The 26,890-nt window shown below is 60.0% G+C and carries 21 protein-coding genes and 1 pseudogene; 8 read left to right on the top strand and 14 right to left on the bottom strand.

Annotation, left to right across the window (positions count from 1 at the left end):
* Positions 1-571: 571 nt before the first annotated feature.
* The 3 genes from AAN986_RS14095 (at position 572) to AAN986_RS14085 (ending at position 5,644) form a co-directional block, all read left to right on the top strand.
* Complete coding sequence (locus AAN986_RS14095) at positions 572-1,672, top strand: porin (protein ID WP_016445990.1); 1,101 nt, start codon at positions 572-574, stop codon at positions 1,670-1,672.
* Between the two features lie 122 nt (positions 1,673-1,794).
* Positions 1,795-3,375, top strand: a complete 1,581-nt coding sequence (locus tag AAN986_RS14090) for an esterase-like activity of phytase family protein (RefSeq protein WP_047219009.1) — start codon at positions 1,795-1,797, stop codon at positions 3,373-3,375.
* Positions 3,376-3,880: 505 nt separating this feature from the next.
* Positions 3,881-5,644, top strand: coding sequence for a 3'-5' exonuclease (locus AAN986_RS14085; protein WP_043824731.1), 1,764 nt, complete (start codon positions 3,881-3,883; stop codon positions 5,642-5,644).
* A gap of 149 nt (positions 5,645-5,793) precedes the next feature.
* On the opposite strand, the gene AAN986_RS14080 is transcribed toward AAN986_RS14085, so the two are convergent.
* The 3 genes from AAN986_RS14080 to AAN986_RS14070 form a co-directional block, all read right to left on the bottom strand.
* The gene (locus AAN986_RS14080) at positions 5,794-6,252 is read right to left on the bottom strand and encodes a sel1 repeat family protein (RefSeq protein ID WP_016454741.1); all 459 of its coding nucleotides are present in this window, start codon (positions 6,250-6,252) and stop codon (positions 5,794-5,796) included.
* A gap of 136 nt (positions 6,253-6,388) precedes the next feature.
* A complete protein-coding gene (locus AAN986_RS14075) occupies positions 6,389-7,837 on the bottom strand; it encodes a DUF1501 domain-containing protein (RefSeq protein ID WP_047219008.1) in 1,449 nt (482 codons plus the stop codon).
* 55 nt (positions 7,838-7,892) lie between these two features.
* Positions 7,893-9,782, bottom strand: coding sequence for a DUF1800 domain-containing protein (locus AAN986_RS14070; protein WP_047219007.1), 1,890 nt, complete (start codon positions 9,780-9,782; stop codon positions 7,893-7,895).
* A gap of 650 nt (positions 9,783-10,432) precedes the next feature.
* Between AAN986_RS14070 and AAN986_RS14065 the strand changes: the two genes are divergently transcribed.
* The 3 genes and pseudogenes from AAN986_RS14065 (at position 10,433) to AAN986_RS14055 (ending at position 12,354) form a co-directional block, all read left to right on the top strand.
* On the top strand, positions 10,433-11,260 hold the full coding sequence (locus AAN986_RS14065; protein WP_156179917.1) for a hypothetical protein: 828 nt from the start codon (positions 10,433-10,435) through the stop codon (positions 11,258-11,260).
* A 2-nt stretch (positions 11,261-11,262) separates the two neighbouring features.
* Positions 11,263-11,604 (top strand): hypothetical protein, encoded by a 342-nt coding sequence (locus tag AAN986_RS14060; protein WP_349335273.1) that lies wholly within the window; start codon positions 11,263-11,265, stop codon positions 11,602-11,604.
* 83 nt (positions 11,605-11,687) lie between these two features.
* Positions 11,688-12,354, top strand: a pseudogene (locus AAN986_RS14055) (IS5 family transposase).
* 47 nt (positions 12,355-12,401) lie between these two features.
* Here the strand turns inward: AAN986_RS14055 and AAN986_RS14050 are convergent.
* Positions 12,402-13,430, bottom strand: a complete 1,029-nt coding sequence (locus AAN986_RS14050; RefSeq protein WP_156179911.1) for a hypothetical protein — start codon at positions 13,428-13,430, stop codon at positions 12,402-12,404.
* Between the two features lie 402 nt (positions 13,431-13,832).
* Positions 13,833-15,056, bottom strand: a complete 1,224-nt coding sequence (locus AAN986_RS14045) for a hypothetical protein (RefSeq protein ID WP_206424545.1) — start codon at positions 15,054-15,056, stop codon at positions 13,833-13,835.
* 1,210 nt (positions 15,057-16,266) lie between these two features.
* Between AAN986_RS14045 and AAN986_RS14040 the strand changes: the two genes are divergently transcribed.
* The gene (locus AAN986_RS14040; RefSeq protein WP_047219005.1) at positions 16,267-17,904 is read left to right on the top strand and encodes a DUF2130 domain-containing protein; all 1,638 of its coding nucleotides are present in this window, start codon (positions 16,267-16,269) and stop codon (positions 17,902-17,904) included.
* Positions 17,905-18,032: 128 nt separating this feature from the next.
* On the opposite strand, the gene AAN986_RS14035 is transcribed toward AAN986_RS14040, so the two are convergent.
* Complete coding sequence (locus tag AAN986_RS14035; RefSeq protein WP_156179908.1) at positions 18,033-18,371, bottom strand: hypothetical protein; 339 nt, start codon at positions 18,369-18,371, stop codon at positions 18,033-18,035.
* Positions 18,372-18,764: 393 nt separating this feature from the next.
* Between AAN986_RS14035 and AAN986_RS14030 the strand changes: the two genes are divergently transcribed.
* Positions 18,765-19,142, top strand: coding sequence for a hypothetical protein (locus AAN986_RS14030; RefSeq protein WP_047219004.1), 378 nt, complete (start codon positions 18,765-18,767; stop codon positions 19,140-19,142).
* A 119-nt stretch (positions 19,143-19,261) separates the two neighbouring features.
* On the opposite strand, the gene AAN986_RS14025 is transcribed toward AAN986_RS14030, so the two are convergent.
* From AAN986_RS14025 to AAN986_RS13990, 8 genes are all read right to left on the bottom strand, one after another.
* Positions 19,262-19,807, bottom strand: a complete 546-nt coding sequence (locus AAN986_RS14025) for a PepSY domain-containing protein (RefSeq protein WP_016454747.1) — start codon at positions 19,805-19,807, stop codon at positions 19,262-19,264.
* Positions 19,808-19,949: 142 nt separating this feature from the next.
* The gene (gene trpB, locus AAN986_RS14020; RefSeq protein ID WP_047219003.1) at positions 19,950-21,161 is read right to left on the bottom strand and encodes a tryptophan synthase subunit beta; all 1,212 of its coding nucleotides are present in this window, start codon (positions 21,159-21,161) and stop codon (positions 19,950-19,952) included.
* A 449-nt stretch (positions 21,162-21,610) separates the two neighbouring features.
* Positions 21,611-22,507 carry a 3-hydroxyisobutyrate dehydrogenase gene (gene mmsB, locus AAN986_RS14015; protein ID WP_047219002.1) on the bottom strand — a complete coding sequence of 299 codons (897 nt, stop codon included), beginning with the start codon at positions 22,505-22,507 and terminating at the stop codon, positions 21,611-21,613.
* Positions 22,508-22,544: 37 nt separating this feature from the next.
* Complete coding sequence (locus AAN986_RS14010) at positions 22,545-23,024, bottom strand: DUF488 family protein (protein ID WP_047219001.1); 480 nt, start codon at positions 23,022-23,024, stop codon at positions 22,545-22,547.
* Between the two features lie 22 nt (positions 23,025-23,046).
* Positions 23,047-23,511: a TfoX/Sxy family protein gene (locus AAN986_RS14005; RefSeq protein ID WP_047219000.1), complete on the bottom strand. Its 465-nt coding sequence runs from the start codon at positions 23,509-23,511 to the stop codon at positions 23,047-23,049.
* Between the two features lie 23 nt (positions 23,512-23,534).
* A complete protein-coding gene (locus tag AAN986_RS14000; protein ID WP_047218999.1) occupies positions 23,535-24,701 on the bottom strand; it encodes an acyl-CoA dehydrogenase family protein in 1,167 nt (388 codons plus the stop codon).
* A gap of 102 nt (positions 24,702-24,803) precedes the next feature.
* The gene (locus AAN986_RS13995) at positions 24,804-25,193 is read right to left on the bottom strand and encodes a lysozyme inhibitor LprI family protein (RefSeq protein WP_241150405.1); all 390 of its coding nucleotides are present in this window, start codon (positions 25,191-25,193) and stop codon (positions 24,804-24,806) included.
* A 73-nt stretch (positions 25,194-25,266) separates the two neighbouring features.
* A complete protein-coding gene (locus tag AAN986_RS13990) occupies positions 25,267-26,790 on the bottom strand; it encodes a CoA-acylating methylmalonate-semialdehyde dehydrogenase (RefSeq protein ID WP_012205523.1) in 1,524 nt (507 codons plus the stop codon).
* Positions 26,791-26,890 lie beyond the last annotated feature (100 nt).

Below are 26,890 nucleotides of genomic sequence, written 5' to 3'. Positions count from 1 at the left end.
AGGAGAGGGGGCAACTCGCCGCTGGCGGGGACGGCGATGCTGCCTGGAGATCATAGCTGTGACTGCTGGTGCGACCGATGTTGAGGCTGCAGTCCTCGGTGCGGCAATTCTTGTGGGACTTCGCCCTCCCAGGGACTATGGGGTTGAACTGGCTGTGCAATGGGCTGAATTTGGGTCCCCAATGACCGATGAATCGGTCGACGAACGCTCGAAATGTGCCATTGAAAATATGGAAGTCGAAAATCTTATTGAGAAAATGGCAAAAGAATGCATATTTTCGCCAATTTCTCGAATATGAATCAAACAAATCGGCAATGAATGATCTGCCCCGTCGTGCAGGCCATGGCTGAAGGGTGGCGGCGATAGGGCTTCCCTGCGGGAAACGTGCCGCAGGCACTGCCGCTGCTGTGACTTTCATGTCACACAGCACAGCTGTCACGAAGAATACTTATGTGTTGCCTAGAGTTCCCGCAGCGGTGGCAGGAGGCTACCGTCATTCTCATTAATAAGTTCAGTTCGTATCTCGCCAATGAAAAATCAAAAAACGTGCTCGCGCATTCTGGGACTCGCGATGGGCACATTCTTCGCCTCTTCTTCCAGCTTGGCCTTGGCACAATCTTCCGTCACCATTTTTGGTGTGGTGGACGTCGGCGTCACCATTGCCAAGTCCGGCAGCAACAGGCTCAATGCACTGAACTCCAGCCAAGGCAAGACCAGCCTGCTTGGCTTGCGCGGCACGGAGGACCTCGGCGGCGGCAACAGAGCTCAGCTCTGGCTTGAAGGCGGCCTCAACCCCGACGTCGGCACTGGCGGCAGCAGCGGCTCCCTTGGCTTCGAGCGCCGCTCCACGATCGGGCTGAGCAACAATTCCTGGGGTGAAATCCGGCTGGGTCGCGACTACACCCCCAGCTACAACATCTTCACCGCTTTCGCGGGCCCCGACACCACCACCGGTGTGCAGGCCAATCTGTTCCAGACGATCCGCCAGACTGCCTATAACGCCGCCAGCCAAAGCGGCGTGGTCGACCGCACGCGCATCAGCAACGCCGTGGGCTACTTTCTGCCGAGCGACCTGGGCGGTATCTATGGCCAGTTCTCGGTTTCCTTTGGCGACGAGAACGCCTCCGGCTCTGGCGCAAGCAAGGCCCGCAGGTACATAGGCGGCAACCTGGGCTATCGCTCTGGCCCGCTGAACGTGGGTATCGGCTACGGCCGGATCGACGGTACCGCAGCCGTGGCTTCGCCCAGCGCCATCGCTGCAACCAGCGATCTGGAAGACCTGGTGCTGGGCGCCTCGTACAACTTCGGCAGTTTCCTGCTCAATGGCGGATACAACAGCCTGAAGTGGGAGCCCGTCAACGGCGCAACCTCCGGGAAGGTGGACGGCTTCTACCTGGGCGCGACCATCCCCATGGGGCCAGGCAGCTTGCGCGTCAAGTACGCCAGCGCCAAGTTCAGCGGCAACGCCTCTGCCCTCACGCGCAGCGGCGGCAAGGCCGACAAGTATTCGATCGGATATGTCTACGACTTCTCCAAGCGCACCTCTCTGTACGCAGGGCTGGCGCGTGTGAACAACAAGAACGGCGCCAGCGTCGGCCTGATCGGCGGCCCTGCGGGTGTGGCCAACGCCGGCTCGACCGGTGTGGATCTGGGCATCAGCCACTCGTTCTGAGCGGCACAGCGCCTTTTCCAGAAACGAAGCCTTCAAGCTTGGGCAGGCCCTTGCCACGCAGGGCCTGCCGATCTGCCGATCTGCTTGTCAGGCTTGCCTCTTCTTCTCAAGACCTACTCGCCATGCGCCCCCCCACTTCCTCTTCCTGCCTGATGGCAGTGATCGCCGCCGCGGCTGCCTTGCTGAGCGCCTGCGCCGACACCCGCCCGCTCCAGGTCGCCGGCTCCGAGACGGTGACGCAGACCACCGGCGTCGGCAGCATTCGCGCCATCGTCACGCGCCAGGACGTCCAGTTCGACGACAGGTTCTATTTCCCCTACGAAGGCCAACACCCCGCCACCAAGGCCGATTTCCCCAAGGGCTTTCTGCCAGCCTACGGTTCGGGCCTGGCCTTGAAGGGCAGGCGTGCCGACGGCACGCTGGAGTTCTACGCCATCACCGATCGCGGCCCGAACGCGACCACCGGCCCGGTCACGCAGATCACCGACGGCTCCAATCCCGCGGGCTTTGCCAGTTCCACGGTGTTTCCCTCGCCCAACTTCATTCCGTCCATCGGCGTGATCGCCCTCGGAAAGGACGGAGCCAGGCTCGTCTCCACCCTGCCGCTCAGATTCAGCGCCACACAGAACGCCAACGGCCGCGTGCAGCCACGGGGCATCACAGGCAACACGGGCGAGCAAGTCCTGGACGACTCCTTCACCTATCCCGGCAAGGCCAAGGGCTACAGCGAATTCGGCCTGGACACAGAATCCGTGGTGGTGGATGCCGCACGCAATGTGCTGTGGGTGTCCGACGAATACGGACCCTTCATCGTGAAGATCGACCCGGCGACCGGCATCATCCAGAAGAAATACGGGCCCGGCACTGGCGCGGCCGATCTGCCGGCCATTCTCGCCAAGCGCCGCGCCAACCGTGGCATGGAGGGGCTGAGCATTGATGTGGCCAGCGGCAAGCTGCACGGTTTCCTGCAAAGCCCCCTGGACGACGGCAAGGCCGACTACACCACCGCTGCCGTTCCCGACGCCACTGGCAAGTCGGAGAACGTGCGCGACTACGCTCGCTTTGTGCGCTGGGTGGAGTTTGACCCGACCACCGAGAAAACCCGCCTGTTTGCCTTGCCCGTGGACAGCCGCTGGTACAACCAAGGCAAGACCGGCAATGCCAAGCTGGGTGATGTGGTCTCACTGGGCAAGGGGAAATTCATCGCCATCGAGCAAGGCACGGGCAAGGACAAGAAAGTCTTCAACGACCTGGTTCTGATCGAGTTTCCGGCCAACGCCACCGATATCACCGCGCTGGGCTCCGACCTGGAAAAGAGCAGCCTGACTGGCAAGCCGGTCAATGGCTCGGACTATTCCAAGGTCGTGACGCTCAAGAAGACCCGGCTCTTCAACCTGAACGCCACCGGCTGGGTGGCCGAGAAGGCCGAAGGCCTGGCGCTGGTCGATGACTACACGCTGGCGCTGACCAACGACACCGACTTCGGTGTTTCGCTGGCCGTGCTGGACGCCAGCGGCAAGGAAATCGAAGGCTCGAACGTCACCAAATGCATGGTGGACGCCGACGGCAAGATCGTGAACGACGGCCAATGCGCCAAGGGCGCGGCGAGCCTTCGCTTTACCACCAATGACGTCAACGATCGCACGCAGCGACTTTGGACCTTTAAGTTCAGCAAGAAACTGAGCGAATACGGCGCTCCCTGAACGACTGCGACTGCTTGGCATAGGCAAGACAACGGGGCCAAGGCGATCCAGGGCGGTTCGTCCAGCGCGAAGGCGTTGCGACGGGCCGCAACGCTGATGTCGCCTCCTATGGCACCTGCACGGAGCAGCGCCGCCGTTGCGGCGAAAGTGCGGGGTTGCCGCAATGGCTGGACCTTTCGACCTCCAGCAGTCTTACGGCATTGCCCAGAGCGGTAGTCGTCGAGTGCGTAGATGGCAGGCATACGTCCGAGCCGATCACTTCCACAATCAAATGCCCATCTGCTTGGCCATTTCAGAAGCGCCTTCAAATTCCATACTGGTTTCCCCGCGAGTCGAGGAAATTCAACAGAGAGCCGTTCAGAATTCAATTCCGGATTTTCGATGGCTTGGGATTGGCCAGTCATCGAATTCCTGAAGAGATAGTGCGTGCGGTATCCTCAGCCGCTCTGTGGAGGAGAAGAAAGTGGCGGTACTGATTCCTGCGATGGGGGCGTGCGTTGGGCGCATGACGCCTGGCGAGCGACGGCTGGCCGAGCGTTTGGAGCAAAAGCTCGAAGACGATTACATGCTTTGGTATGACGTGCCCATCGGCCCCAAGCAGACGCATCCTGACTTTGTCGTCATTCATCCACGCAGGGGCGTTCTGATTCTTGAGACCAAGGATTGGCGGCTTGAGACGGTTCAAGAGGCGACCAAACAGGCCTGGACGCTCATCGTGGATGGAAGACCCAAGGTCGTCATCAATCCGGCAGCTCAGGCGCGACACTGCGCCATTCAAGTGGTCAATGCACTGGAGCGGGATCAGCAACTCATTCACGGCGAAGGCCCTCATCAGGGAAAGCTGGCATTTCCCTGGGGCAGCGGCGTGGTGTTCACCAACATCACGCGCAAGCAGTTTGAAGAATCTGCACTGGACCAGACGATTGATGCGCATCTCGTTATCTGCAAGGACGAGATGCTGGAGTCCGTTGATGCGGAGGCTTTTCAGCAGCGCCTGTGGAACATGTTCCCCCACGCTTTCGGCAAAGCCATGTCGGTGCCGCAGCTCGAGCGCACGCGGTGGATCATGTTCCCGCAGGTGCGTGTTCCGGTGCAAGGCAGCCTTCTGCCGGAAGACGCGGACGAGCTGCCGGACATCATGCGCGTCATGGACTTGCAGCAGGAGCAACTCGCGCGCAGCCTGGGCGATGGGCATCGCGTGATCCACGGAGTTGCCGGCTCAGGCAAGACCATGATTCTTGGCTATCGTGCGGAACACCTGGCCAAGACCGCTTCGACCAAGCCCATCCTCGTGCTCTGCTACAACGAGCCCTTGGCCGTGAAGCTCAATGCCTGGTTTGCGGCCAAGGGCCTGGCCGACCGGGTGCACGCCCGCAACTTCCACAAGTGGTGTCGCCAGCAATTGGTGGCCTATGGCCAGACGCTACCCGCTCAGGGCCCAGGCATGTTTGATCAGATGGTGGAGTTTGTGATTCGCGGCGTGGACCGGCAACAGATTCCGTCCGGGCAATACCAGGCCGTGATGGTCGACGAGGGGCACGACTTTCAGCCTGAATGGCTCAAGCTCGTCACCCAGATGGTGGACCCCGAAACCAACAGCCTGTTGATCCTGTACGACAGCGCCCAGAACATCTATGGCAAGAGCAAGGCGCGTGGCTTCAGCTTCAAAAGCGTGGGAATCCAGGCCTCTGGGCGCACGACCATTCTCAAGATCAACTACCGCAACACCAGGCAGATTCTGCAAATCGCCAACCGCGTCGCCGCCGAGTTCCTGCAACCCAATGCCCAGGATGAGGACGGTGTGCCGCTGGTGCAGCCCATCAGCTGCGGCCGCGAAGGGCAGGAGCCGCTGATCGTGCGCCTGCCGAGCTTGCGGGATGAACCCGCCAAGATCGCCGAGCTGCTGGCTGCGGCGCATCAGGAAGGCCACGCCTGGGGTGACATGGCCATCCTGTGCCGCGATCACGACTCCATGAACCAGTGCGCCATGGCACTTGGCCGCCGAAAACTGCCGCATCGCGTGCGACATCGCTCAGGTGACTTCGATCCGCTGGCCGACACCATCAAAGTGATGACAATGCACGCCAGCAAGGGATTGGAGTTTCCGGTCGTGGCCGTTGCAGGAGTGGGGCAGATGCCGCGCGAAGGCGAAGATGCGGCGGACGAGGCCAAACTGTTCTATGTGGCTGCGACTAGGGCGACACAGAAACTGGTATTGACTGTGGCGGGTGAAGGGGCGTTTGCAAAGGCGCTGGTCAATGCGGGATGAATGCGGGTTGAATGCGGGTTGAAGGCAGGGCGAGGATGAACACAAGTCCGTGGTGCGGTGGTCAGGGCTCCAGGCGTGGTCCCGGTGGCGTTGCACCCGCAGCGCATTCTTGAGGATGGCGCTGCGATCCGAAAAGGATGTTGTGCCTATCACCCTTCCCACTCGGATGTGCAAGCCATCTTGCCACTCGGCGCATTGCGCAGGCGGTTCAGGAAATCCAGCTGGCTTTTGGCCGTTTGATTCCCTTTTGCCACGGCTTGCCGCAGCCAGTGCACTGCTTCGCAGCGATCCGCTTTCACCGCGGTGCCATACAGGGTTGGGCCTGCCAGAAGAATCCATGCCAGTGTTTCCTGGGCTTGTGGCTCGCCATCCCGGGCTGCCTGGCGCAGCAACGCGAGCATGGAGGCGTAGTCACCCGCAGTCTGCGCCTCCAGGGCCAGTTGAAACCGCTGCTCGGAAGTCGTGGCCATGTCCAACGGCAGCGGTGCCGCCTGCGCCAGCGCGCCGGACAGGGCCGCTGCGATGAACAAGCCATGCCGTGCATGCCGGGCCAGCGTGGCAATTGGGGTGGCAATTGGTGTGGCAATTGGGCGGAATTCGAATCGCATTTTTGTCTCCACTTGAACTGAGTGGCCCCATCGTCTTCGCAATCCCGGTCCCTGAAAATTCGGAATTGTCAAAGGCGCCCTCAGGGCCACCCAGAGGCTGACTCGAATCGGCCGTGCAGGCCCGGCGCGCACGGCTTCAGCCCATGAACCCCAGATCGATGGGATACGCCGAGCCGCCGAAGTTGCCGATGTGCGGCAGCACCCCCGCCAGCTCGGTATTCGCCACGCCGAACCAGCGCGCCAGGGTGGCGGCGTACTGGTCCACGGCAGTGCTGGGCAACAGGCGCCCCTGTCCGACATGCCACTGGTCCTCGCTGCCGCTGCCGTTGCCCACGCTGATGGGCGGCGGCGCGCCATAGAAGGACGCGCCACGCACCGCACCGCCCACCACGAAGTGGTGGCTGCCCCAGCCATGGTCCGAGCCGTCGCCGTTGGACGTCAGCGTGCGGCCGAAGTCCGACGCGGTGAAGGCCGTGACCTTGTCGGCCACGCCGAGTTCGGCCGTGGCGTTGTAGAAGGCCGTCATGGCGCTGCTCACCTTGTCGAGCAGCTGCGGCTGGTTGGCGATCAGGTTGTCGTGCAGGTCGAACCCGCCCAGCGAGACGAAGAACACCTGCCGGCGCGTGCCCAGCGCGTTGCGTCCGGCGATGAGCCGGGCCACCACCTTGAGCTGGTCGGCCAGCGGGTTGTTGGCAGGGAAGGCGGTGGACAGGCTGGCGCTGGAGAGGGCTGAAGAGATCTGCCCCTCGGCACTGATGGAGCGCTGCGTGACGCGGGCGTACTCGGCCTCCATCGCGTGGCTGCCGGCCGTCTGCACCAGCTCGCTCAACAGGCCGCGCACGGCGGTCGATCCATAGACGCTGGTGCCCTTGACGGCGTTGATGGGCACGGCGCCGCCCGGGCTGATCTGGTACTGCAGCGCCTGGTCGCCCGAGAGAAACACGGCGTTACCCGTGGCCGAGATACAGGTGAAGAGCGACGTGGCGTTGGACGACAGCGCCAGGTCGCCCAGGTTGCCGCCCCAGCCCAGGGTGGAGCCTTCTGCGCCCTGCGACTGCCACACCGACTGCTGGTCGTTGTGCGAGAAAAGCTTGGGCGGCAGCGGGTAGCTGCGCCGGTCGCCGGTGGCATATTGGACCCGCGTGAGCGGCACCAGCAGCGGGCCGACGTTCAGTTGCACCGCAGCGCGGCCCGCGTTGAAGAGGCCGGCCAGGCCCGTCATGGACGGGTGCAGCGCGTACTGCATGCCACCGGCCAGCGCCGTGCGGGGCTGCAGCAGCGTATTGCCCAGCGCGGCGCGGGCCAGGGCAATGCCACCGGCCGTGCCATCGCTGTTGCCGCCGCGGATGGCGGAGTACTGCCCGTAGCGGGTGCTGTCGTAGGGCACGACGGTGTTGGCGTAGTCGCAGCCGCCATAGAGGAAGACGCAGACCAGCGCCTTGTAGTCGCTTGCCTCGAAGGCGGCGGCCTCGCCCAGCGCGGCAAGATTCAGGGCGAAGGGCAGGGCGGTACCGGCGGCGGCCAGTTGCGTGCTGCGGCGAAGGAATGCGCGGCGCGTGTGGCGGGCGGGGTCGATGAAATTCATGGCGATATCGCTTTGCTTTGCAGACGTTCGGTCACTTGTTCGGTCGCTTGTTCGGTCACTTCTGCACCAGATATTCGGGGCTGGCCATCACCAGCAGCACGGCGGCTGCCACGCGGTTGAGCTGGGTGGCGGTGTTGCTGGTGGCCGTCACCGGCGTGGCATTGAGCGCTGCCACGATGCGCGCCTGCGTGGCGGCCGATACCTGCCCTGCCGACAGCAGCAGCGCCACCTTGCGCACCAGCGCGGCGGCGTCGGCCACCAGGGGCAGCAGGTTGGCATAGCTGCAGGTGATGTCGAAGCCGTTGGCCGCGCTGCTGCCGCCTTGGGGCAGGTCTGGCGCGTTCACGTAGTAGCCGAAGCGGATCACGTTCTGCATGAAGTTCAGGTAGCCGCTCACGCTGGTCTCGGTGACGATCTGGAACTCCGGCGCCACCTGGCCCGTCGTGGCCAGGGGCGTGGAGGGCGGCACGTAGCCCGGGCGGAAGAAGTTGAACACCGAGCCCGAGCGCATCGGGCTCTGGCCCAGGCGGGTGGCCGGGTCGCTCAGGTTGTCGATCTTCCAGGTGCCGCGTGCCGACCGCAGCCCGAAGGTGCGGCCCCACTGCACGAAGCGCACCATGGGCTCGCGCAGGCGGCCGTACTGGGGGCTGGCAAGCCCTGCCGCGCCGCGCGCCTCCGGGTCCAGCAGCACGGTGGCGATCACGGCGCGCAGGTCGCCCCGCGTGCCGCTGCCGTTGTCGGCGAAGGCGGCGGCCACGCGCCCCACATAGGCAGGGCTGGGGTTGCTGGTGACCAGGCGCTGGATCAGCTGTCGCCCGATGAAGGGCCCCACGTTGGGGTGGTTGAACAGCGTATCCAGCGCCGCCTTCAGCGCCGCTGGCCCCGACGTGCCCGCAGCCACGGTGGTGCCCAGGAAAGTGGCGGCCAGCGTGGAATGGCGCGCGGCGTTGAAGGCCATGGGCAGCAGCGCCTGCTGCAGCCCCGTCACCGTGCTGCCGCTCAGGTTGGTGGGCTGGTTCTTGCTGGTGTCGTAGTCGTAGCCGGTGAAGACGCGCGCCAGGTTGCTCACATCGGCTGCCGAATAGGTATCGATGCGGTTGCCGCTGCCGTCGCGCTGCTCGGTGCCGTCGGGGTTGAGGCGGTAGAGGCCGATGGTGAACAGCTGCATCACCTCGCGGGCGTAGTTCTCGTCGGGCTGGCGGCCGCTGCGGGCGTCTTCCTTCTGGTTGCCGCGCGTGCTCAGGTAGATGCCCATGGCCGGGCTGAGCGTGACGGCCTCCAGCAGCGTGCGGAAGTTGCCGAAGGCATGCTGGTTCAGCAGATCCCAGTAGCCGGAGGCCAGGAAGATGCTCCAGGGCTGCTCCAGCCCCGTGGTGGAGACCACCATGATCTCCGACAGCGCCAATGCCACACGCTTGCGCACGGCGTCGCGCTCCGTGAAAAGCTGGCTCCAGAGCATGAAGTCGGAGGGATACGAAACGTTGTCGTAGCGCGTGCCGGCCTCTGCCACGCCGTAGCCGCGCTGCATCAGCCAGGCCGTGCCCGTGGTGTCCACGGGCAGCGCGAACTGCTCGGCCAGCCAGGGGCCGTAGCCCTTGGCGCGCAGCGCTGCGATCTCCTCGTCGGTGGCCGAGAACTGCGCCTGCAGCAGGAAACGCGCGGCTTCTTCATCGCTGGCGGGGGTGGCCGTGGTGCCCGTACCGGTTCCGCCACCAGGGCCGGCGCCCGTGCCGCCAGTGCCGGTGCCGGGTGCTGAATCGCTCCCACCGCCCCCGCAGGCCACCAGCAGCGCGGCCGCAAGGGAGGAGGCCAGGGCGGGAGGAATCAGGGAGCTCTTCGGTTCATGGCCGAGGTGGCCGGGCTCTGCGCAGGCAGGCAAGGAATCCGCGGGCGCGCGGTCGGGCGGCTGCAGCGTGGAGGCTGCAGCCTGTGGTGTGGGGTGCATTGTGGGCTTTCAGGCAGAGGCCGGGGCGTGGCAACGAACTGCCTCGCTCTTCGGCGCGTGGCGCAGAGTGTTCCAAGGATTTCGGAGGTGCGCAGCCATCTTGCAGCCCAAAAGCGTGTCAAGACGTTATACGGCGCAGGGGCTGCAGGGGGCTGTATGCAGGGTTGACGCTGTGGAGCCTGGGCAAAGCCCGATGTGGGCCGCTCGCCTGCCGGTGTTCTGAGGGGATGCGCAGCGTTGTGCGGGTGCAACCATGCCAACTGTGTGCTATTCCCGTTTCGTCCTTGTCCCAACTGGTCCAGCCGAGGCCCCTCAGGTTCAGTCGCAGCGCCGACTATCCAAGATTCCAACCAAGGCGTATGAGTACGAGGATTTGATGCAAATGCGGGAGCAAGTCCACGCAGTCGTTCAAAGCCTTAGCTCCAGCAAGCGTTTTGGGGCACGCAGATGGAAGACAGCATTTCGAGCAATGGGCGACAGCGCCCATCTGGATAGCCAAATGCGGCTACTCAAGACGGGTAGGCCACTAGCGTCATTCATGTCGAATGACGGGGTTCGATATGAAGTGACTCGGAGCGGAGTCGAGGATACTTTGGGTGCTAGTCAAGATCAATCCATAGAGCACTGCATCAGCGAAGTGCTGATCATTCATGCCGAAATGTAAAAAATTGAATCCGTATTTGGCGCGGCCACTGCGTCAAACTAGACTACAGAAAAAAGTCAATGCTGTGGCAAGCAGGGCAATATCAGAATTTTTTGCGAAAACGAATCATGAGGGAGGAAGTATGGGTTTTACTATTGGAAAAATTGTCTACGTCAATAAGGTGCCGGCATCTGGTTGGTTATCAGTTGCATTGAAGTCATCTGGCGTCTGGGTTCCATTGCTGGAATATACAAGACTGCAAATCACAGATATTTCTCATAACCGCGTCTATTTCAAAATTCTGGATGGAGGTCAGAAGAATAAAATAGCCAGCCTTGGTGAAAATAACGCGAAAGAATATCTCGGATCAAATGCGCCAAAGCAAGCTGGTGCTCAGGTCATAGTTAAATATGGGGCCATTGATGAGGTGTATTCCAGAGCGAGAGGTGAGAAATACAAACAGCAAACTGGCACCTTGATTGTTGACGGCATCAGCGCTTTAGTGACACTGAACACGGATCTTGGCGCAGTTACGATTGAGGGCGGCTTCACACCGATTCCCCCTGGAATCTATAAGATTCTTGTGCCGCCAAATCCACACGACAAGAATATGACCGAATTCTATAGAACACAGGTCGAACCCAGTCTGCGCTCAGATCAGGTATGGTTTCCGATCGAATTTGGGGATAACAGCAGATTCATCCACCTTGGAAATATATCAGAAGGATGTGTTACGGTCATGGATTTGAATAAGTGGAACGCGATCTACAAGGCTTTGATTAGCCATCGTACGCCAGAAGGGCGCTATGTGGGTAAATTGACGGTGCAAAAATGATGATGAAAATTATATTCATACTCGTCGGATTGATGATTTCCGGTATCACGTCTGCCGGTGAAGATGCTTTGCCGCCAATTCAAGATTTGCAAGAAATAAAGAGATCCGCAGATGAATTTTTGAAAGAAGAAAACAAACGCCAAAAAACGAAATTCACTACTGCGCGTGTCAATCCAAAGATAATAGTTGAGCAATGCGCTACTTCTCTTGAATCAGATTGGGCTTCATCGGACGGTGGACTAGCCAGAAAAAGCGTTCAAGTCGTCTGCAAATCGACATTGCACAACAAAAAAGTGTGGCGTGTTTTGGTGCCAATTGTGGCGCCAATCACACCCAAGAATTAGAGTGAAATCCTAAGCATCAGGAATACTTGGCTACCGCGTAAAGTGACTCACACCACTTGGTCAGAGCCCACCGCAAAGCAGTTGTGCTCGTTGCCCTCATGGCACGACGTCCCGTAGGCAAAGAACTGTGGCGACAGTTACAACCCCTGATCCCTGCCTTCGTTCCCTTTGCCAAAGCCGGTGCGCACAAGTTCGCAGCTAGCGATGAATTCGCCCGCATCGGCATCTTTTGATCGATTGGAGCCGGGCCAGCATTGATGGCTCCTCGGTACCAAGCCCCCGGGCGGCCAGGAAACGGGCCCAAACCCCACGGACAGAGGAAAGCTCGGCTCCAAGCGGCACATCGTCGTAGATGCCAGAGGCATCCCGCTGGTGATCTTGGTCAGCGGCGCGAACCGGCACGACTCCAAGATGTTCGAGAGGTGCGTGGACGCGATTCCTGCGATTGCTGGCCTGCCAGGACGTCCCCGTAGAAGACCGGCAAAGCTGCACGCCGACAAAGGCTACGACTTCAAGCGATGCCGAGCCCACCTGAGGCAGCGGGGCATCATTGGCCGGATTGCCAGACGAGGCATTGAGAGCAGCGAGCGGCTGGGCAAACACCGGTGGGTGGTGGAGAGGACGCACAGCCGGTTTGCAGGCTTTGGCAAGCTGCGAATCCGCTTTGAACGACGACTGGATATCCACGAAGCGCTGCTGAAACTGGCAGCGGCGATCATCTGTGCGCGCTTCGTGGATCGGTGGTGTTAGCCACTCTAAGTGTAGCGATGTTTGCCACTGCCATGAATTGCCAATGCCTACATGGCATCGCCGGACGATGACTGCTCATCCTTAATAGCGTCGGTTGCCTTCTCCTGCTGTACTTTCTGGCTGCGAAGAACTTGGTCCCTTCGGGCCATTTCTCGCTCGCACGCCTTGAATTTGGAAGTTTCAAGGATTTCACGAGGTTCCCGTGCACGTTGTGGATCCACCGGGCCGATAGGGTTCTGCAGGTGCGCATAATCGGCTACGAAAAGGATATTCCGCGTGAGTGCCCAGCGGTAGTGGCCATAAATTGGAAAAGCCGAGATCAAGTAGTAGTCTTGCGCATTTTGTTGCCAAGGTGCCCCTATACGGTTGATGCCAGGCCAAAGTAATTCAAATGGGCGGGAACGAATGACTTGTAACATCTCGCCGCGCAGAGCACCTATCCAGATGCGCTTGTCGTATTTGTTGTTCGCGTACAACTTCGGGCTTGGGTTGAATAGCCAAGTCTCACTCACGAACTTTCGCGTGCGATCACTCTTGGTAACGTGACCAGCTAAGGCTGCTCCAAGAGAGAATCCTGTGACGACTATTCGTTTTCCGGAGTAACGCTTGGCGGTCTCTTCGACGTAGTCGCTAGCCAATTCATACTGAGCACGACTGAATAATAGATTCGTTAGTATCCAATCGGCGCTGTCATTCGATCCGGTGAAGGCTATGATGATCTCAGAAGGCTCTTTATCATCTGGTTTAGATCGAAGCTCGAATGTGCGTACCTCAAATCCCGATGAATCACGCTGAGGATGATCTACTTCTTTCATGCGAGAAGGCAACACAAACCAATGGTCGTGGTCTTCATCGCTATTTTTTTGAAGGACGTAAGCTGCTGCTAGAACGTAAAGATAACCACGACGCGCCACGTCAAGATGCGGACGATCAAAGGGGTCATTTGGCCCATAATTTAGAGGGTCGTTACACCAGATAGCGCCCTTCTCGAAGGGGACGGTCTGGCATGCATTGAGCAACATCAAAGCAGTTCCTGCACAGCAAAGCCGTAGCAGTTTTTGTAAGAAATTCAGCATTTGTCATTCCCTCTTAATTAATTTTTCAGTCTTACAGTTAGGTGGTACGGATGAAGTTTAAAGCGGCTCGGATTTTTCCCATGCTTCGCACATCGCTTGGAATGGTGGTTCGAACTGAGCTAGTGCTTGCGGAAGTTGTGGCTTTGAATGAATTCCTGTATATGTTCCCTTCGCTGCTTCAGACCCTTGTACCCTTAATTCTGGATTCTTTGATGGTCCGATTAATTTATGGTGAGCGGATCAGTCTACGGTGTTATTGGATACGTTAATCTTCAGAGTCAGGGTAATGCAGCATTGAATGCTTGGTTCTTTTAATTTTTCATACGTTATGGATAACGATTGTGGATAATGGTGGGTTTGATAGATATAAATAAGCGACCATTGCGGTATTTCATATTTCAGTTAGTTGATAAGAGCGGTTAGTTCATCTTTATATGCCACTATTGGAGTGTAAAGTCTATGAAATGCGCGGCCAATGGCGCCTGAGAAAAGCAGTAGACTAGGATTATTGGAGCCGCCTTGAAGAATGTGTGATACCGCTATTCCAGGGTATGGGTCAATGTAGTAGATTTTAATAATTCCAAGCTGGTACGCCTTCTTGGCGCATAGCTCGCAGGGACTGGCTGTTGTAAAAAGTATACATCCCTCAGCTGAAGCAAGACCGTATTTTGATATCTGTAAAAACGCGTTCTCTTCGGCGTGTAGTGACCGTGTGTGAACTTGATTTTTATGTCCCGTGTATTCGTTGTATTCCGACTTGAAGCAGAATGCGTTATTTCGGCCATTTAAATCGATTGGTATGAATCGTGCGGTGCTTTTGATGAAATGTCCTAAATACCTTTCGTCGGTACGCTCGAAATTGCTGTATGCAGATGAGTCAACGCCGCTTATGAGATCGTCTCTGCTGCGTAAATTGCAAGGAACTTGACCATGCGGCGCATCATTCCAACCAACGGAGCGAATAGAGTAGTTTTCGTCAGTGACAACTGCTCCAACTTGGCGAGAGATACACCCAGAATTAAGTTTCGCTGTGTAGGCTATCTGCATACACCGCTCAATGGCACTGGGGGTGACAATTCCAGGCCTTCTAATAAGAGATACAAATCTAATGAGTTGATTGGCTAAATTTTGATATTCATTTACTTTCGATATGACGTCAGGGTTACTTATGTAGAGATCTGATCGTTGAAGGCAAGCTTGTATGTCCTGAACCGTATAAAAGTCGGGCTCATTAAGATCGTGAGATGTGTACTCAGCCTTGTCGATTGATGCGATATCATCTTCCGAATACTTCAGTCTTCGTAGTCGCCCGACGCGATCATTCTCAGGAGATGAGACAGCTGCAAGGTAGAATGATGAATAGCGATCTTGGAAAAATATTGCTTCGAGAGGATTTCTGATGGCATCAATTACAATAAATGTTTGGGCTCCTATTGTTTGTTGATGTGCATGAATTATTTTTACAATATCATTAATCCTCTCTGCAAGAGTGAAAAACCTTCCTTCGTTAAATTTCTGCTCGTAGGCATTACCCGAAAGACGGATATTTCGGCCAATGGTTTGATATAACTGGACGAAGCCGCTCTCCCCTAGGATTTCCCTTATTTCTTCGCATTTTTGAGGCAAAGTTTCGGTATAGTAATTTATTTGATCTTCGGAATTTTCTTTGCCGGCTATTTGTTGATATTGTTCCTTGAGTTCATTGAATAGATGTGTGAAATTATTTTTTTCTCATCTGAGAATAATGGATGCTCTAGTAGATTTAGAACATTTTTGATTTCTATTTCGAGTAGAAATGTAGTTATAATTGATCTAACTTGTAGTGATAAAAATGGAGTCCAATTGGTATTGAAGTATTTGGATATTATCCGTTCTTTTCGCTGCTCGTTTGATGTTGGGTTGTCACCGATAAACAGGCTGTGTCGAATAAATTCACGGCTTGACCGAAGAATTCGAGCAGCGGTACTGCAACCGCTTCCGGTGCGGCCGGTGAGTCCAATAACTATAAAATCATCTTCGTCGCCGTAGATCTTGGAGATGGCAGACTTTAGGTAGTTTGTGTTTGGCGTGGATTCACTTGACGTTGTCATTGAAGTCACCTTGGCTGAGATTTTTTTTCAAATACGGCAGGCTATTGACCACATTGTGAAGTCGGTCTAGTTGGATTCAGTTTGCACGGGCTAGTAGGCCTCGTTGGTAAACTCGGAAATAGAATTGATCTACATATTGTGAAAATGTTCTGGTTTAAGAATGAATTCGTATTTCTTCCTCAATTTTGAGTGGAGAGCACAGCTTCGAGTGTCTAGTGAGGTTTTGCCGCCTGTGGCGATACTATAAGCGTATGTCATTAGCTTCTAAGTTGCTTTTACTTTTTGTCTTCCCATTTCTACTGTTGTCTTTAGCTACTTTTTTTGAAGGTGAGTTCATAAAACGCTCTAGTGTTTTTGGTTTATGCTACTCGTTGCATCGACAGGATGTTGCATGTTGAGTCTAATGGCTTAGTGATTCAGAATTGCAAATTTGATGAGGTGACTGTAGGCAAATACATGCATGCTTTGCTGTGTTCGCGGATGTCGTAACCAAAGTTGCGCTAACAGCTTGTCATTGTCAATAGGGTTTCCTCTGCAGTGGCTCATACCAGCAAGGGCAAGATCGATAAAAGCTTGTGGACGTATGCGAGATAGGGGAAATTTGGTACCAAACACAATCAAAGACTCCCTCGAAGCAACCTGCCAACCACCAGTTCGAGTTCCGTGACATACTGTATCCCAATCGCTGCTTCTGAGTGGATCCGACATCCTGGATAACTTCAACGCTCTTCATACTTGGAAATTCCATGCACGAAATCATTTGCCCTCATTGCAAGACAGCGTTCAAGATTGATGAAGCTGGCTACGCTGATATTCAAAAGCAGGTTCGTGACAGCGAGTTCGACAAGCAGCGCGAAGAGCTTGAGAAGCAGTTGCACGAGCGGCTGCAGTTGGCCGAGCGGGAAAAGCGAAGCGCTGTCGCGTTGGAACAAGCTAGGATGGCCAGCGAATTGACGAGCAGCACTGCCACGAAGGAAGCTGAAATCCAGCACCTCAAAAATCAGCTTGAGGCGGCGGCTATGGCCAGCCAGTTGGCCGTGACGCAAGCCCTGAGCGGGCTGGAAAAAGAGCGTGATGGACTGCTCGCCGAACTGGCCCACGCTCAACACGAGCAGCAAAGCTCCGAAAAGCTGGCTAACGCGCGGCTTCAGGCTGAGCTGGAGAAGACCGCTGCAGCCAAAGAGACGGAAATCCTGAAACTCAAAGCCCAGTTAGACGGCGAAGTTGTAGCGCGCCAGTTGGCTGTGAACGATGCCATCAGCGATGCGCAGAAGCAGCGCGACGAGCTGGCGCAGCAGTTGCGTCATGCCCTGATTGAACAAAAAGCCCAAGCTGATCTGGCCCAGGCCCGGTTGGAAAACGAGTTGAAGAACGCCGCTGCCAGCAAAGAGCTGGCATTGCAAAATCTGAAATCTCAATTGGATGCGACGTCGACCAACCACCAATTGGCGATTGCTGAGGCCGTGGGCAAGGTGCAGCAGGAACGGGACTTTTTTAAAAACCACTTGGATCGCGCCGCGTTGGAAAAGGAGCTAGCCGAAAAATCGCTCAAGGACAAGTACGAAACCCAACTCAAGGACCGTGACGAAGCCATTGAGCGCCTGCGTGACATGAAAGCCAAGCTCTCGACCAAGATGGTGGGCCAGACACTGGAGCAGCATTGCGAAGTCGAGTTCAACCGCATTCGTGCCAGCGCATTCCCACGTGCTTATTTCGAGAAGGATAACGACGCCAGCAGCGGCAGCAAGGGCGACTTCATCTTTCGCGAAAGTGACGGTGCGCAGACGGAGATCGTATCAATCATGTTCGAGATGAAAAACGAGAACGATCAAACGGCTACAAAGAAAAAGAACGAGGACTTTTTCAAAGAATTGGACAAGGACCGAGCGGAAAAAGGCTGTGAATACGCGGTGCTGGTCTCACTGCTGGAACCTGACAACGAGCTTTACAACAGCGGCATCGTTGATGTCTCGCACCGCTATCCGAAGATGTATGTGGTGCGGCCACAGTTCTTCATCCCCATGATCACGCTGCTGCGCAATGCGGCCATGCACTCGCTGCACTACAAGTCTGAACTGGCGTTGGTCAAAGCGCAGAACGTGGATATCACTCGCTTCGAGACCCAACTGGAAGACTTCAAGACTTCCTTTGGCCGCAACTGGCGCCTTGCCTCTGAGGGCTTCGAGGAAGCCGTCAAGCGCATCGACGAAGCTATCAAGGACTTGGAAAAGACTAAAGATGCGCTTTACAAGTCAGCCAACAATCTGCGGCTAGCTAACGACAAAGCCGAAGATCTCACCGTCAAGAGGCTGACACGTGGCAACCCCACCATGGCCGCTAAGTTTGCTGAACTGAAGAACGAAGGCTCCACTGAGTCAAATTGACAGGGGGTTAAGAGTTAGTAGTAGTCCAGTTGCCGCCGCTCAGGCACAGGGCCTTGAATGGCTCAATCAGGGTATGAGGTACAGACGGCTAGGAGTCGTCGCGACCGGCCGCCTTTGGCTGGCTCCAACTATACGTCTCCTCGACCCACTGCCATGGCGATTCGGTAGGCAACGTGCTCAGCCTGTCCCCTTCCTGGATAGTCGTCCGGGACGACCTCAATCGCCTCAACTTCAAGGCTAATTCCAAGTTCATCGTTTGCCCGGGCCACTCCGGCAAGTATCTCGGACACATGATTTGACAGATCAAACTGGATCGTCGCTTCCGTCTGACCCATCGCGAGCAGCCGAATTACTGTCGGTCCATTTGGCGGCGCTTTGCCAAACCGAACGGAAACCAAGACGCATTTTGGTCCGGTCACGTGTTGAAAACGGTAAAAGAGCGAGCGCTGAATGTGAGTGATGTCCATTTTTTGGTTGCTTATGGTGGATAGCTGGTTGCGAACGATTGTCTCGCCGCCAACGGCCGGTGTGCATGCGCTTCTAGCAAATAGTCGTAGCCTTTGAACGCGAAACTCGAGGGCGGCGAAGAAGCTGGCCTTTGGCCTAAGCAGGCTCCCATCGAAAGCTTCTGCCTACCAGCTCGCCTATCCACATCTGCGGAGTAAACCAAAACCCTGCAACTCTTGCAAAAAGAAGGCTTGGTCGTGCATCAGCCTTCCATGCAGAGTCTCTCAACCGCTTTACAAATTTCCAACTAAAGGTGGCAGACAACGGCTTGGCAAAGCTCCAAGCTTTGCTATTTGGCTCCCCTCTACGTCCTGTGAACCAGGGAGACCTAGACCTGCTCGACAGGAACCCCAATGCCCCAGCCAACTCCCGCCCCCACACCCCCACCCAAACTCGAAGACCTCGCCATAGATGCCGTCCTGCACATGGGCGCTGCGCTGGATGTGCTGGACCTGCACGCTCGCCACAAGGTCACGGCCATCAATTGCGTGTGCCGCGATCTGCTGCGCATCTACTACGTGAAGGCCGATGAGGCGCATTCTCTGGAGCCGGAAGACAAGGAACTGGTGGGACTGCTGCACGACACGGCGGTGAACCTGGGCTATGCCATTGAGGTGGTGGAGCATCTCAATGGCGATGAGGCCGACGACCCCATTCTTTATGCCGTGAGCTATCTGCTCAGGGCGGCGAAGCGGTTTGCGGATGAGGGGGTGTCGGTGGCGTTGGCCTGAAGGGCGCTGCAGGCGCGGATGGCCTGCGGACATGGTGAGAAAGGCTCAAAAAAGTCGAAAAATGGGCGAAAAAAAAGCGCGCCTCATGTTGAAGCGCGCTGCCGGGTTGGGACCGTGGGTCAGTCCTTCTTGGCCCGGATGACTTCGCCGCCCACGGCGTCGATCTTGACTTCCATGAGCGTGCCGTTGGCCTGCAGCACTTCGACCTGGTAACTGGTCTGGCCCCAGTGGGAGTCCAGTTCCGCGCTGACGGGCGTGCCCGGTGTGTGGCGGGTGGCGGCCTGGATGGCTTGCTCGATGGTGGACTTGGCCTTTTCCAGGCGCTGGCGGTCCTTGCGCTTGGCGGCGCCGTCATTCTTGTGCTGGGCGGCCTGGCCGGTGATGGCGTTGACCCAGACTTCCACGCTGTCGCCGGCCGGGGTGATGACTTCGATTTCGTAGCGCGGGCCCGTGCCGTCGCCGTCGTCCAGCTGGGCTTCGATGGCCTTGCCGGGCACGGCCTGGGTGGCGCGGGTGATGGCCTGCTCCAGCGGGATCTTGGCCTGGCTGGTGATGGTCTGCCATTCGGCCACCGATTTGGCTGCGGCGGGCAGGGCGGCGGTGGCGCAGGTCAGGGCCAGGGCGATGGAGAGGGCGGCGGTGCGTGCGAACGGGGCAGGCTTCATGGGTGTGGCTCCTTCCGGGAATGGGGTTGGACAAGACAACGGTCGGGGCCATTGTCTCCACCGTCCCGGAGAGCGGTTGTCGGAGAGGGCGCCCTTTGCCCCCTCCCGCGTGCTGCGGTTTGATCCCGCGCAAGCTCTGCGTTCAGAGGCCCAGCACCTTGGCCACGTAGTCGGCGTCCTTGTCGCCCCGGCCCGAGAGATTGATGAGGATGTGCTGGTCCTTGGGCAGGCCGGGCGCCACGCGCATGGCCCAGGCCACGGCGTGGGCGCTTTCCAGGGCGGGGATGATGCCTTCCACGCGCGACAGCTGCATGAAGGCGTCCAGGCATTCCTTGTCGGTGACGGATTCGTACTGCACGCGGCCCAGGTCCTTGAGGTAGCTGTGCTGCGGGCCCACGCCCGGATAGTCCAGGCCCGAGGCAATGCTGTGCACGGCAGCCGGCGTGCCGTCTGCGTTTTCCAGCACGTAGCACTTCATGCCGTGGATTTCGCCGGGCTTGCCCATGCTGAGGGTGGCTGCGTGGCGGCCGGGCTTGTCCGTGCCTTCGCCCGAGGGCTCCACGCCGACGAGCTTGACCGAGGCATCGCCCAGGAAGGCCGTGAAGATGCCCATGGCGTTGGAGCCGCCGCCCACGCAGGCGGCCACATGGTCGGGCAGCTTGCCGTGTTTGGCCTGGAATTGCTCGCGCGCCTCGCGGCCGATGATGCTCTGGAAGTCGCGCACCATCATCGGGAACGGGTGGGGGCCGACCACGGAGCCGATGGCGTAGATGTAGTCCGTGGGGTTGGTGAGGTATTCCTCGAAGGCGCTGTCCACGGCCTCCTTGAGCGTGGCCGCGCCGCGCGTGACGGGCACGAGCTTGCAGCCCAGGATGCGCATCTTGGTGACGTTGGGATGTTCCTTCTCGATGTCCACCTGGCCCATGTGGATCTCGCAGGGAATGCCCACCAGTGCGCAGGCCGTGGCCAGGGCCACGCCGTGCTGGCCGGCGCCGGTTTCTGCGATGACCTTCTTCTTGCCCATGAACTTGGCCAGCAGCGCCTCGCCCAGGCAGTGGTTGATCTTGTGGGCGCCGGTGTGGTTGAGGTCTTCGCGCTTGAGGTGGATCTGTGCGCCGCCGAGCTGCTCCGACAGGCGCCGCGCGTGGAAGATGGGGCTGGGGCGGCCCACGTAGTCGGCGAAGAGCTGGGCCAGTTCCTGCTGGAAGTCTTGGCGTTTGGTGATTTCGGCGTAGGCGGTGTTGATGTCGTCCATGGCCTGCTTGAGGTGGGGCGGGACCAACTGGCCGCCGTAGGGGCCGAAGTAGCCTTCCTCGGTGGGCATGGGGGAGAAGGTGGGGGGTGTAGTGGTCATGGATGCTGGCGGGTGTTCTGTGGAATGGCGGATGTTGGCGGTGGCAGCTTACGTAGGGCTGCCATGGGTCTGAAGAGAGAAAACCCCGGTCGGGGTTTCTTGTTTTTGACCCTGCCGGGTGGTTGTTTTTCGAGGCCGGGTTTCGGCCCGGCGGCCGACCTACCTTTCTTTGATTCGTCACCGGTACGCCGGCCGAAGAAACGTAGGCCAAAGAAAGACGACCCGAATGCCCGCGACCCCTTCGCTGCGCTGCGGGGCAACCTGCGTAGGGCCGCCTGCGGGGTTCGCCGCAGAACTCACTGCGCGCTGCGCGCTCCGTTCAGACAACTGCGGCGAGTCAGTTGACGAAGCAGTCCTGTCCTGCGGCAGGACTGCAACCCCGCAGACGGCCCGACGCAGGCGCGGGCATACGGGATTGGGGGCGGGGAGATGGGGCGGGGCCGGGGGCGTCAGCCGTTCTTTTGCAGGGAGCGGATGACGCTGGAGAAGTCCAGGGCGCCGTTGCCTGCGATGGAGTGCATGGCGTACATGGCGCGGGCCATGCCGCCCAGGGGCGTGGAGGCCTTGACTGCCATGGCGTTTTCCTGGGCCAGGCCCAGGTCCTTGAGCATGAGGTCGGTGCCGAAGCCGCCTGCGTAGTTCTTGGAGGCGGGGGCGTTTTCGTGGACGCCGGGGAAGGGGTTGTATTTTTCCAGGGCCCAGTTGCCGCCCGAGCTGCGGCGCATGATTTCGCTGAGGACCTTGGGGTCCAGGCCGTTGGCCACGCCCAGGGCGATGGCTTCGCTGGTGCCGATCATGAGGATGCCCAGCAGCATGTTGTTGCAGATCTTGGCGGTCTGGCCCGCGCCAACGGCGCCGGCGTGGAAGATGTTGGCGCCCATTTTTTCGAGCAGGGGGCGGGCACGTTCGAGGTCGGCGTCGCTGCCGCCCACCATGAAGGTGAGGGTGCCAGCAATGGCGCCGCCCGTGCCGCCGGAGACGGGGGCGTCGATGAAGGCAATGCCTGCGGCCTGTGCGGCCTTGGCGACCTTTTGGCTGGTGGCGGCGGCGATGGTGGAGCTGTCGATGATGAGCGCGCCCTTGGCAATGCGCTGCAGCAGGCCGGCTGCGCCGTCACGGCCGAGGAAGAGGCCTTCCACGTGCTGGCTGGCGGGCAGCATGGAGACCACGGCTTCTGCGCCCTGCACGGCGTCTTCGGCGCTGGCGGCAATGCTCACGCCCTCTGCAGCGACCTTGGCGCAGGCGTCCTTGGAGAGGTCGAAGGCCTTGACCGTGTGGCCGGCCTTGTGCAGGTTGATGGCCATGGGGCCGCCCATGTTGCCGAGTCCGATGAATGCGATCTGCATGTGCTTGTCTCCTGTGTTGTGAAGCTTGTGGTGTGTCTCAGTGGCCGGTGTCGTCGGTGTAGTTTTCGCCGGTGTCCATGTCGCCGGTGTCCTTGTCACCGTTCGCAATGTCGGCGCCGCGTTCCTTGAGCAGGGAGCGCAGGATGCCGCGGTGGCAGCGCGCCTCCTGCTCGCAGTAGCAGCCGATGGCGAAGGCGCTGTGCTGCGAGAGGGCGGCCAGCAGGTCCAGGGTGCGGCTGGCGGCGGGCTCGGCCATTTCCTTGCGGAATTTGCGCACGAATTGCTGCCAGAGCTTGTCGGCCTCGGCCTGCTGGCCGTGGTCCTGCAGCCGGTGCGATTCGAGCGCGGTGTGCATGGTGTCGGGCTGGGGCGAGAGTTCGGGGTACCAGACGTCGTAGTAGTCGCGGCTGGCGAATTCGGCCTTGGGCACGCCGCGCGGCGGGCGGCGCACGGTGCCTATGCGCAGGCCTTCATCGGCGTGGCGGGGGCTGCCTAGCTGGACGATGCGGATGGGCATGGGGCTCTCCTGCAAAGGGGGCTTATTCGTCGCCGAAGATGGGGTGCTTGCGTGTGCGGCGCCCGGCCGGGGCGGGGGGCGCCGGCGGTGTCTTTGCGTCGTCGGGCGCGGGTTCGCTGGCCTGGGCCTTGCGCTTTTTCGGGGGCGTGGCCTTGGCGTGGGGGTTGAAGGCCAGGGCCTGGGCAATCCAGTGCTGCCACTGCTGGCGTGTGGCGTAGGCGGCGGGGCCGATGAAGAAGTAGCCGTCCATCTGGCCCTTGGACGAGAGCGGGCGCAGGCCCGGCGTCTCGGCCACGGCCGCGTGCTGCGAGGGCGGCAGCCGCACCAGCAGTTCGTCGTCTTCCACGCCCAGGCACAGCTTGCCGTTGACCATGAAGACATGGCAGCCGAACATGCGCTTTTCCTGCACGTCGTCGCAGCCGGCCAGGGCTTCGCGCACGGCGTCTATGAGGTGCAGCGTGGTGTCGGAGAGCGGGCGGGCGGGCATGGCGCGGGCTGGATGTGGATGAATCAGCGGATCATGTCGGGCGCATCGCCTTCCAGCATGCGCCGCGCGATGATGACGCGCATGATTTCGTTCGTGCCTTCGAGGATCTGGTGCACTCGGGCATCGCGCATGAGGCGCTCCAGCGGATATTCGCGGATGTAGCCGTAGCCGCCGTGCAGTTGCAGGGCTTCGTTGCAGACCATGAAGCCGGCATCGGTGGCAAAGCGCTTGGCCATGGCGCAGTAGGTGGAAGCGTCGCGCGCGCCGGCATCGAGCTTGGAGGCGGCCAGGCGCACCATCTGGCGCGCGGCCACGAGTTCGGTGGCCATGTCGGCCAGCTTGAACTGCAGGGCCTGGAAGCTGGCAATGGGCTTGCCGAACTGCTTGCGCTCGTGCATGTACTGCTGGGCCTGGGTGAGCGCGCCCTGGGCGGCGCCCACGGAGCAGGTGGCGATGTTGATGCGCCCGCCGTCCAGGCCCTTCATGGCGATCTTGAAGCCTTCGCCCTCGCGGCCCAGCAGGTTCTGGGCGGGAATGTGCACGTTGTCGAAGCTGATGACGCGCGTGGGCTGGCTGTTCCAGCCCATCTTCTCTTCTTTCTTGCCGTAGCTGATGCCGGGCAGGTCGGCGGGCACGGCAAAGGCGGAGATGCCGCTGGCGCCCGAGCCTGCGTCGCCCGTTCTGGCCATCAGCACCAGCATGTCGGTGCTGCCCGCGCCGCTGATGAAGGCCTTGGCGCCGTTGATGATGTATTCATGCCCCGCCAGTTCGGCCCGGGTCTTGAGCGAGCCGGCGTCCGAGCCCGCGCCGGGCTCGGTCAGGCAGTAGCTGGCCAGCTTGCGGCCGCTGGTCAGGGCTTCGCCCCATTCGGCGCGCACGGCGTCAGTGGCCCAGGTGCCCAGCATCCAGGTGGCCATGTTATGGATGGTGATGAAGGCGGTGGTGGAGGGATCGACGGCGGCCAGTTCCTCGAAGACCATGGTGGCGTCCAGGCGCGGCAGCTGCAGGCCGCCTGCGTTCTCGGGCGCGTACAGGCCGCAAAAGCCCAGTTCGCCCGCCTTGGCGATGGCCTCGCGCGGGAAGATGGATTCACGGTCCCAGTGCGCGGCATGGGGCGCGAGTTCGGCCTGGGCAAAGGCGCGGGCCGATTCGGCAAAGGCGCGCTGGTCGTCGTTGAGTTCGAAGTCCATGGCTGGCTTGTCTCCTGCGTTGGGCTCTGGGGCCCTTGTTGTTCTGGGGGTGGCTTTCGGGGCCTGCGGGGGCCTGTCGATACCTGTCGGTGCGTGCGGCGGTCAGTGCTGCAGCCAGCGCTCCAGCGCCTGCATGCGCTCCTGTGTCGCGGCCGTGAGGCATTCGTGGTACAGGCGCGGGCCTTCGGGCTGGGTTTCGCTGTCGCGCGTGGCGGCCTTGCAGCGTGCCGTGCGGCCCTTGATCCAGCCGTTCTGGTCGTGGCGCAGGCCCGTGCGCTTGCCCTGGGGCAGTTGCTGCATGACGTCCAGGTAGCGGATGTTGAGCGCGGTGTCGGCCTCCTGGAAGGCCTGGACCGCGCAGGCATTGCGGCTGGCGGCGGCGGTGGAGGCCGGGTCGCAGGCTGCACCGGCCTGCGCGTGAAGGGGCAGGGGCAGGGTGGCCAGGGCGGTCAGCAAGGCGGCACCCAGGCCCCGGGAGAGGGAGGCGGTCATTGGAAAACGCATGCCGCCATCATCCCAGAGCCGGGGCCTGCCCCGGATCAGTCCAGGCCCGCCCACCCATGCATCAGCGCAGGCTGATGGTGGTGTTCACGCCCTGGCTGGTGGTGCTGTCGTCGAACCAGCGCGCCGTGACGGTCTTGGTCTGCGTATAGAACAGCACGACCTGCTTGCCGTAGGGGCCCAGGTCGCCCAGCTTGGAGGCGCGGCTGCCCGTGAAGGAGAACAGCGGAACCGGCACGGGAATCGGCACGTTGATGCCGACCTGGCCCACGTCGATGTCTTCCTGGAACTTGCGCGCCGCAGCGCCCGACTGCGTGAAGATGGCCGTGCCGTTGCCGTTGGGGTTGGCGTTGATGAACTCGATGGCCTCGTCCAGGCTGTCGGCAGCCGCCAGGCACAGCACGGGGCCGAAGATTTCCTGGTCATACACGCTCATGCCGGGCTTGACGCCGCTGAACACGGTGGGGCCGACGAAGTTGCCCTTGTCGTAGCCGGCCACCTGGGGCTTGCGGCCGTCCAGCTCCAGCTTGGCGCCGTCGGCCAGGCCGCGTTCGATCAGGCTTTCCACACGCGACAGCGCCGCGCAGGACACCAGCGGGCCCACGTCGGTACCGGGCTCGGTGCCGCCGCTGACCTTGAGGGTCTTGGACTTTTCCACCAGCTCGGGAATCCACTTCTGCGCATCGCCCACCAGCACGGCCACCGACAGCGCCATGCAGCGCTGGCCTGCCGCGCCGAAGGCTGCGCCCAGCAGGGCGTTGAGCGTTTGCTCCTTGTTGGCGTCAGGCATGACGATGGCGTGGTTCTTGGCGCCCATCATGCATTGCACGCGCTTGCCGGCCAGGCTGGCGCGGTTGTAGACATGGGTGCCGACCTTGGTGGAGCCCACGAAGCTGATGGCCTTGATGTCGGGGTGGTCGCAGATGGCGTTGACCACGTCCTCGCCGCCGTGCACCACGTTGAGCACGCCGGGCGGAATGCCGGCTTCCAGCGCCAGCTCGCACAGGCGCATGGTGACCATGGGGTCCTGCTCGGAGGGCTTGAGCACGAAGGTGTTGCCCGTGGCAATGGCCATGGGGAACATCCACAGCGGAATCATGGCCGGGAAGTTGAAGGGGGTGATGCCCGCGCACACGCCCAGGGGCTGCAGCACGGAATAGGTGTCCACGCCGTTGGCCACGTTGTTGGCCAGCTCGCCCAGCTGCAGCGAGCCGATGTTGGCCGCATGCTCCACCACTTCCAGGCCGCGGAAGACATCGCCTTCCGCGTCAGGCAGGGTCTTGCCCTGTTCGGCGGTCAGCAGCGCGGCCAACTCCTTCATGTTCTCGCGGATCAGCTGCTGCAGCTTCAGGAAGATGCGGGCGCGCTGGCCAATGGGCGTCTTGCGCCAGGTCTTGAAGGCTTCCTTGGCGTTGGCGACGGCGGCGTTGACCTCGTCGGGCGTGGCAAAGGGCACGCGGGCCAGCACTTCCTGCGTGGCCGGGTTGACCACATCGCGCCATTGGGTGCTTTGGGATTCGACCAGCTTGCCGTTGATCAGCAGCTTGACCGTGGGCGCCAAAACCTTGGCGGACGTGGATGCATTCATGGCTTGTCTCCTGTTGCGGTGATGTCGGCCCGGCATGCCGTGCGCCGGGCGTTCATTGCATGGTAGCTGTGCGGTTTTTCGCAAGCAATGGAGATGTTTG

The organism is Delftia sp. DS1230, from assembly GCF_040112715.1.
GTDB lineage: Bacteria > Pseudomonadota > Gammaproteobacteria > Burkholderiales > Burkholderiaceae_C > Comamonas > Comamonas tsuruhatensis.
This window is presented reverse-complemented; position numbering and strand designations above follow the sequence as displayed.

What these genes read in the sequence shown, in the direction of transcription:
- AAN986_RS14095 (WP_016445990.1), top strand. Translation starts at nt 572, where the DNA reads ATGGGCACATTCTTCGCCTCTTCTTCCAGCTTGGCCTTGGCACAATCT.
- AAN986_RS14090 (WP_047219009.1), top strand. Translation starts at nt 1,795, where the DNA reads ATGCGCCCCCCCACTTCCTCTTCCTGCCTGATGGCAGTGATCGCCGCC.
- AAN986_RS14085 (WP_043824731.1), top strand. Translation starts at nt 3,881, where the DNA reads ATGACGCCTGGCGAGCGACGGCTGGCCGAGCGTTTGGAGCAAAAGCTC.
- AAN986_RS14080 (WP_016454741.1), bottom strand. Translation starts at nt 6,252, where the DNA reads ATGCGATTCGAATTCCGCCCAATTGCCACACCAATTGCCACCCCAATT.
- AAN986_RS14075 (WP_047219008.1), bottom strand. Translation starts at nt 7,837, where the DNA reads ATGAATTTCATCGACCCCGCCCGCCACACGCGCCGCGCATTCCTTCGC.
- AAN986_RS14070 (WP_047219007.1), bottom strand. Translation starts at nt 9,782, where the DNA reads ATGCACCCCACACCACAGGCTGCAGCCTCCACGCTGCAGCCGCCCGAC.
- AAN986_RS14065 (WP_156179917.1), top strand. Translation starts at nt 10,433, where the DNA reads ATGCCGAAATGTAAAAAATTGAATCCGTATTTGGCGCGGCCACTGCGT.
- AAN986_RS14060 (WP_349335273.1), top strand. Translation starts at nt 11,263, where the DNA reads ATGAAAATTATATTCATACTCGTCGGATTGATGATTTCCGGTATCACG.
- AAN986_RS14050 (WP_156179911.1), bottom strand. Translation starts at nt 13,430, where the DNA reads ATGCTGAATTTCTTACAAAAACTGCTACGGCTTTGCTGTGCAGGAACT.
- AAN986_RS14040 (WP_047219005.1), top strand. Translation starts at nt 16,267, where the DNA reads ATGCACGAAATCATTTGCCCTCATTGCAAGACAGCGTTCAAGATTGAT.
- AAN986_RS14035 (WP_156179908.1), bottom strand. Translation starts at nt 18,371, where the DNA reads ATGGACATCACTCACATTCAGCGCTCGCTCTTTTACCGTTTTCAACAC.
- AAN986_RS14030 (WP_047219004.1), top strand. Translation starts at nt 18,765, where the DNA reads ATGCCCCAGCCAACTCCCGCCCCCACACCCCCACCCAAACTCGAAGAC.
- AAN986_RS14025 (WP_016454747.1), bottom strand. Translation starts at nt 19,807, where the DNA reads ATGAAGCCTGCCCCGTTCGCACGCACCGCCGCCCTCTCCATCGCCCTG.
- trpB (WP_047219003.1), bottom strand. Translation starts at nt 21,161, where the DNA reads ATGACCACTACACCCCCCACCTTCTCCCCCATGCCCACCGAGGAAGGC.
- mmsB (WP_047219002.1), bottom strand. Translation starts at nt 22,507, where the DNA reads ATGCAGATCGCATTCATCGGACTCGGCAACATGGGCGGCCCCATGGCC.
- AAN986_RS14010 (WP_047219001.1), bottom strand. Translation starts at nt 23,024, where the DNA reads ATGCCCATCCGCATCGTCCAGCTAGGCAGCCCCCGCCACGCCGATGAA.
- AAN986_RS14005 (WP_047219000.1), bottom strand. Translation starts at nt 23,511, where the DNA reads ATGCCCGCCCGCCCGCTCTCCGACACCACGCTGCACCTCATAGACGCC.
- AAN986_RS14000 (WP_047218999.1), bottom strand. Translation starts at nt 24,701, where the DNA reads ATGGACTTCGAACTCAACGACGACCAGCGCGCCTTTGCCGAATCGGCC.
- AAN986_RS13995 (WP_241150405.1), bottom strand. Translation starts at nt 25,193, where the DNA reads ATGACCGCCTCCCTCTCCCGGGGCCTGGGTGCCGCCTTGCTGACCGCC.
- AAN986_RS13990 (WP_012205523.1), bottom strand. Translation starts at nt 26,790, where the DNA reads ATGAATGCATCCACGTCCGCCAAGGTTTTGGCGCCCACGGTCAAGCTG.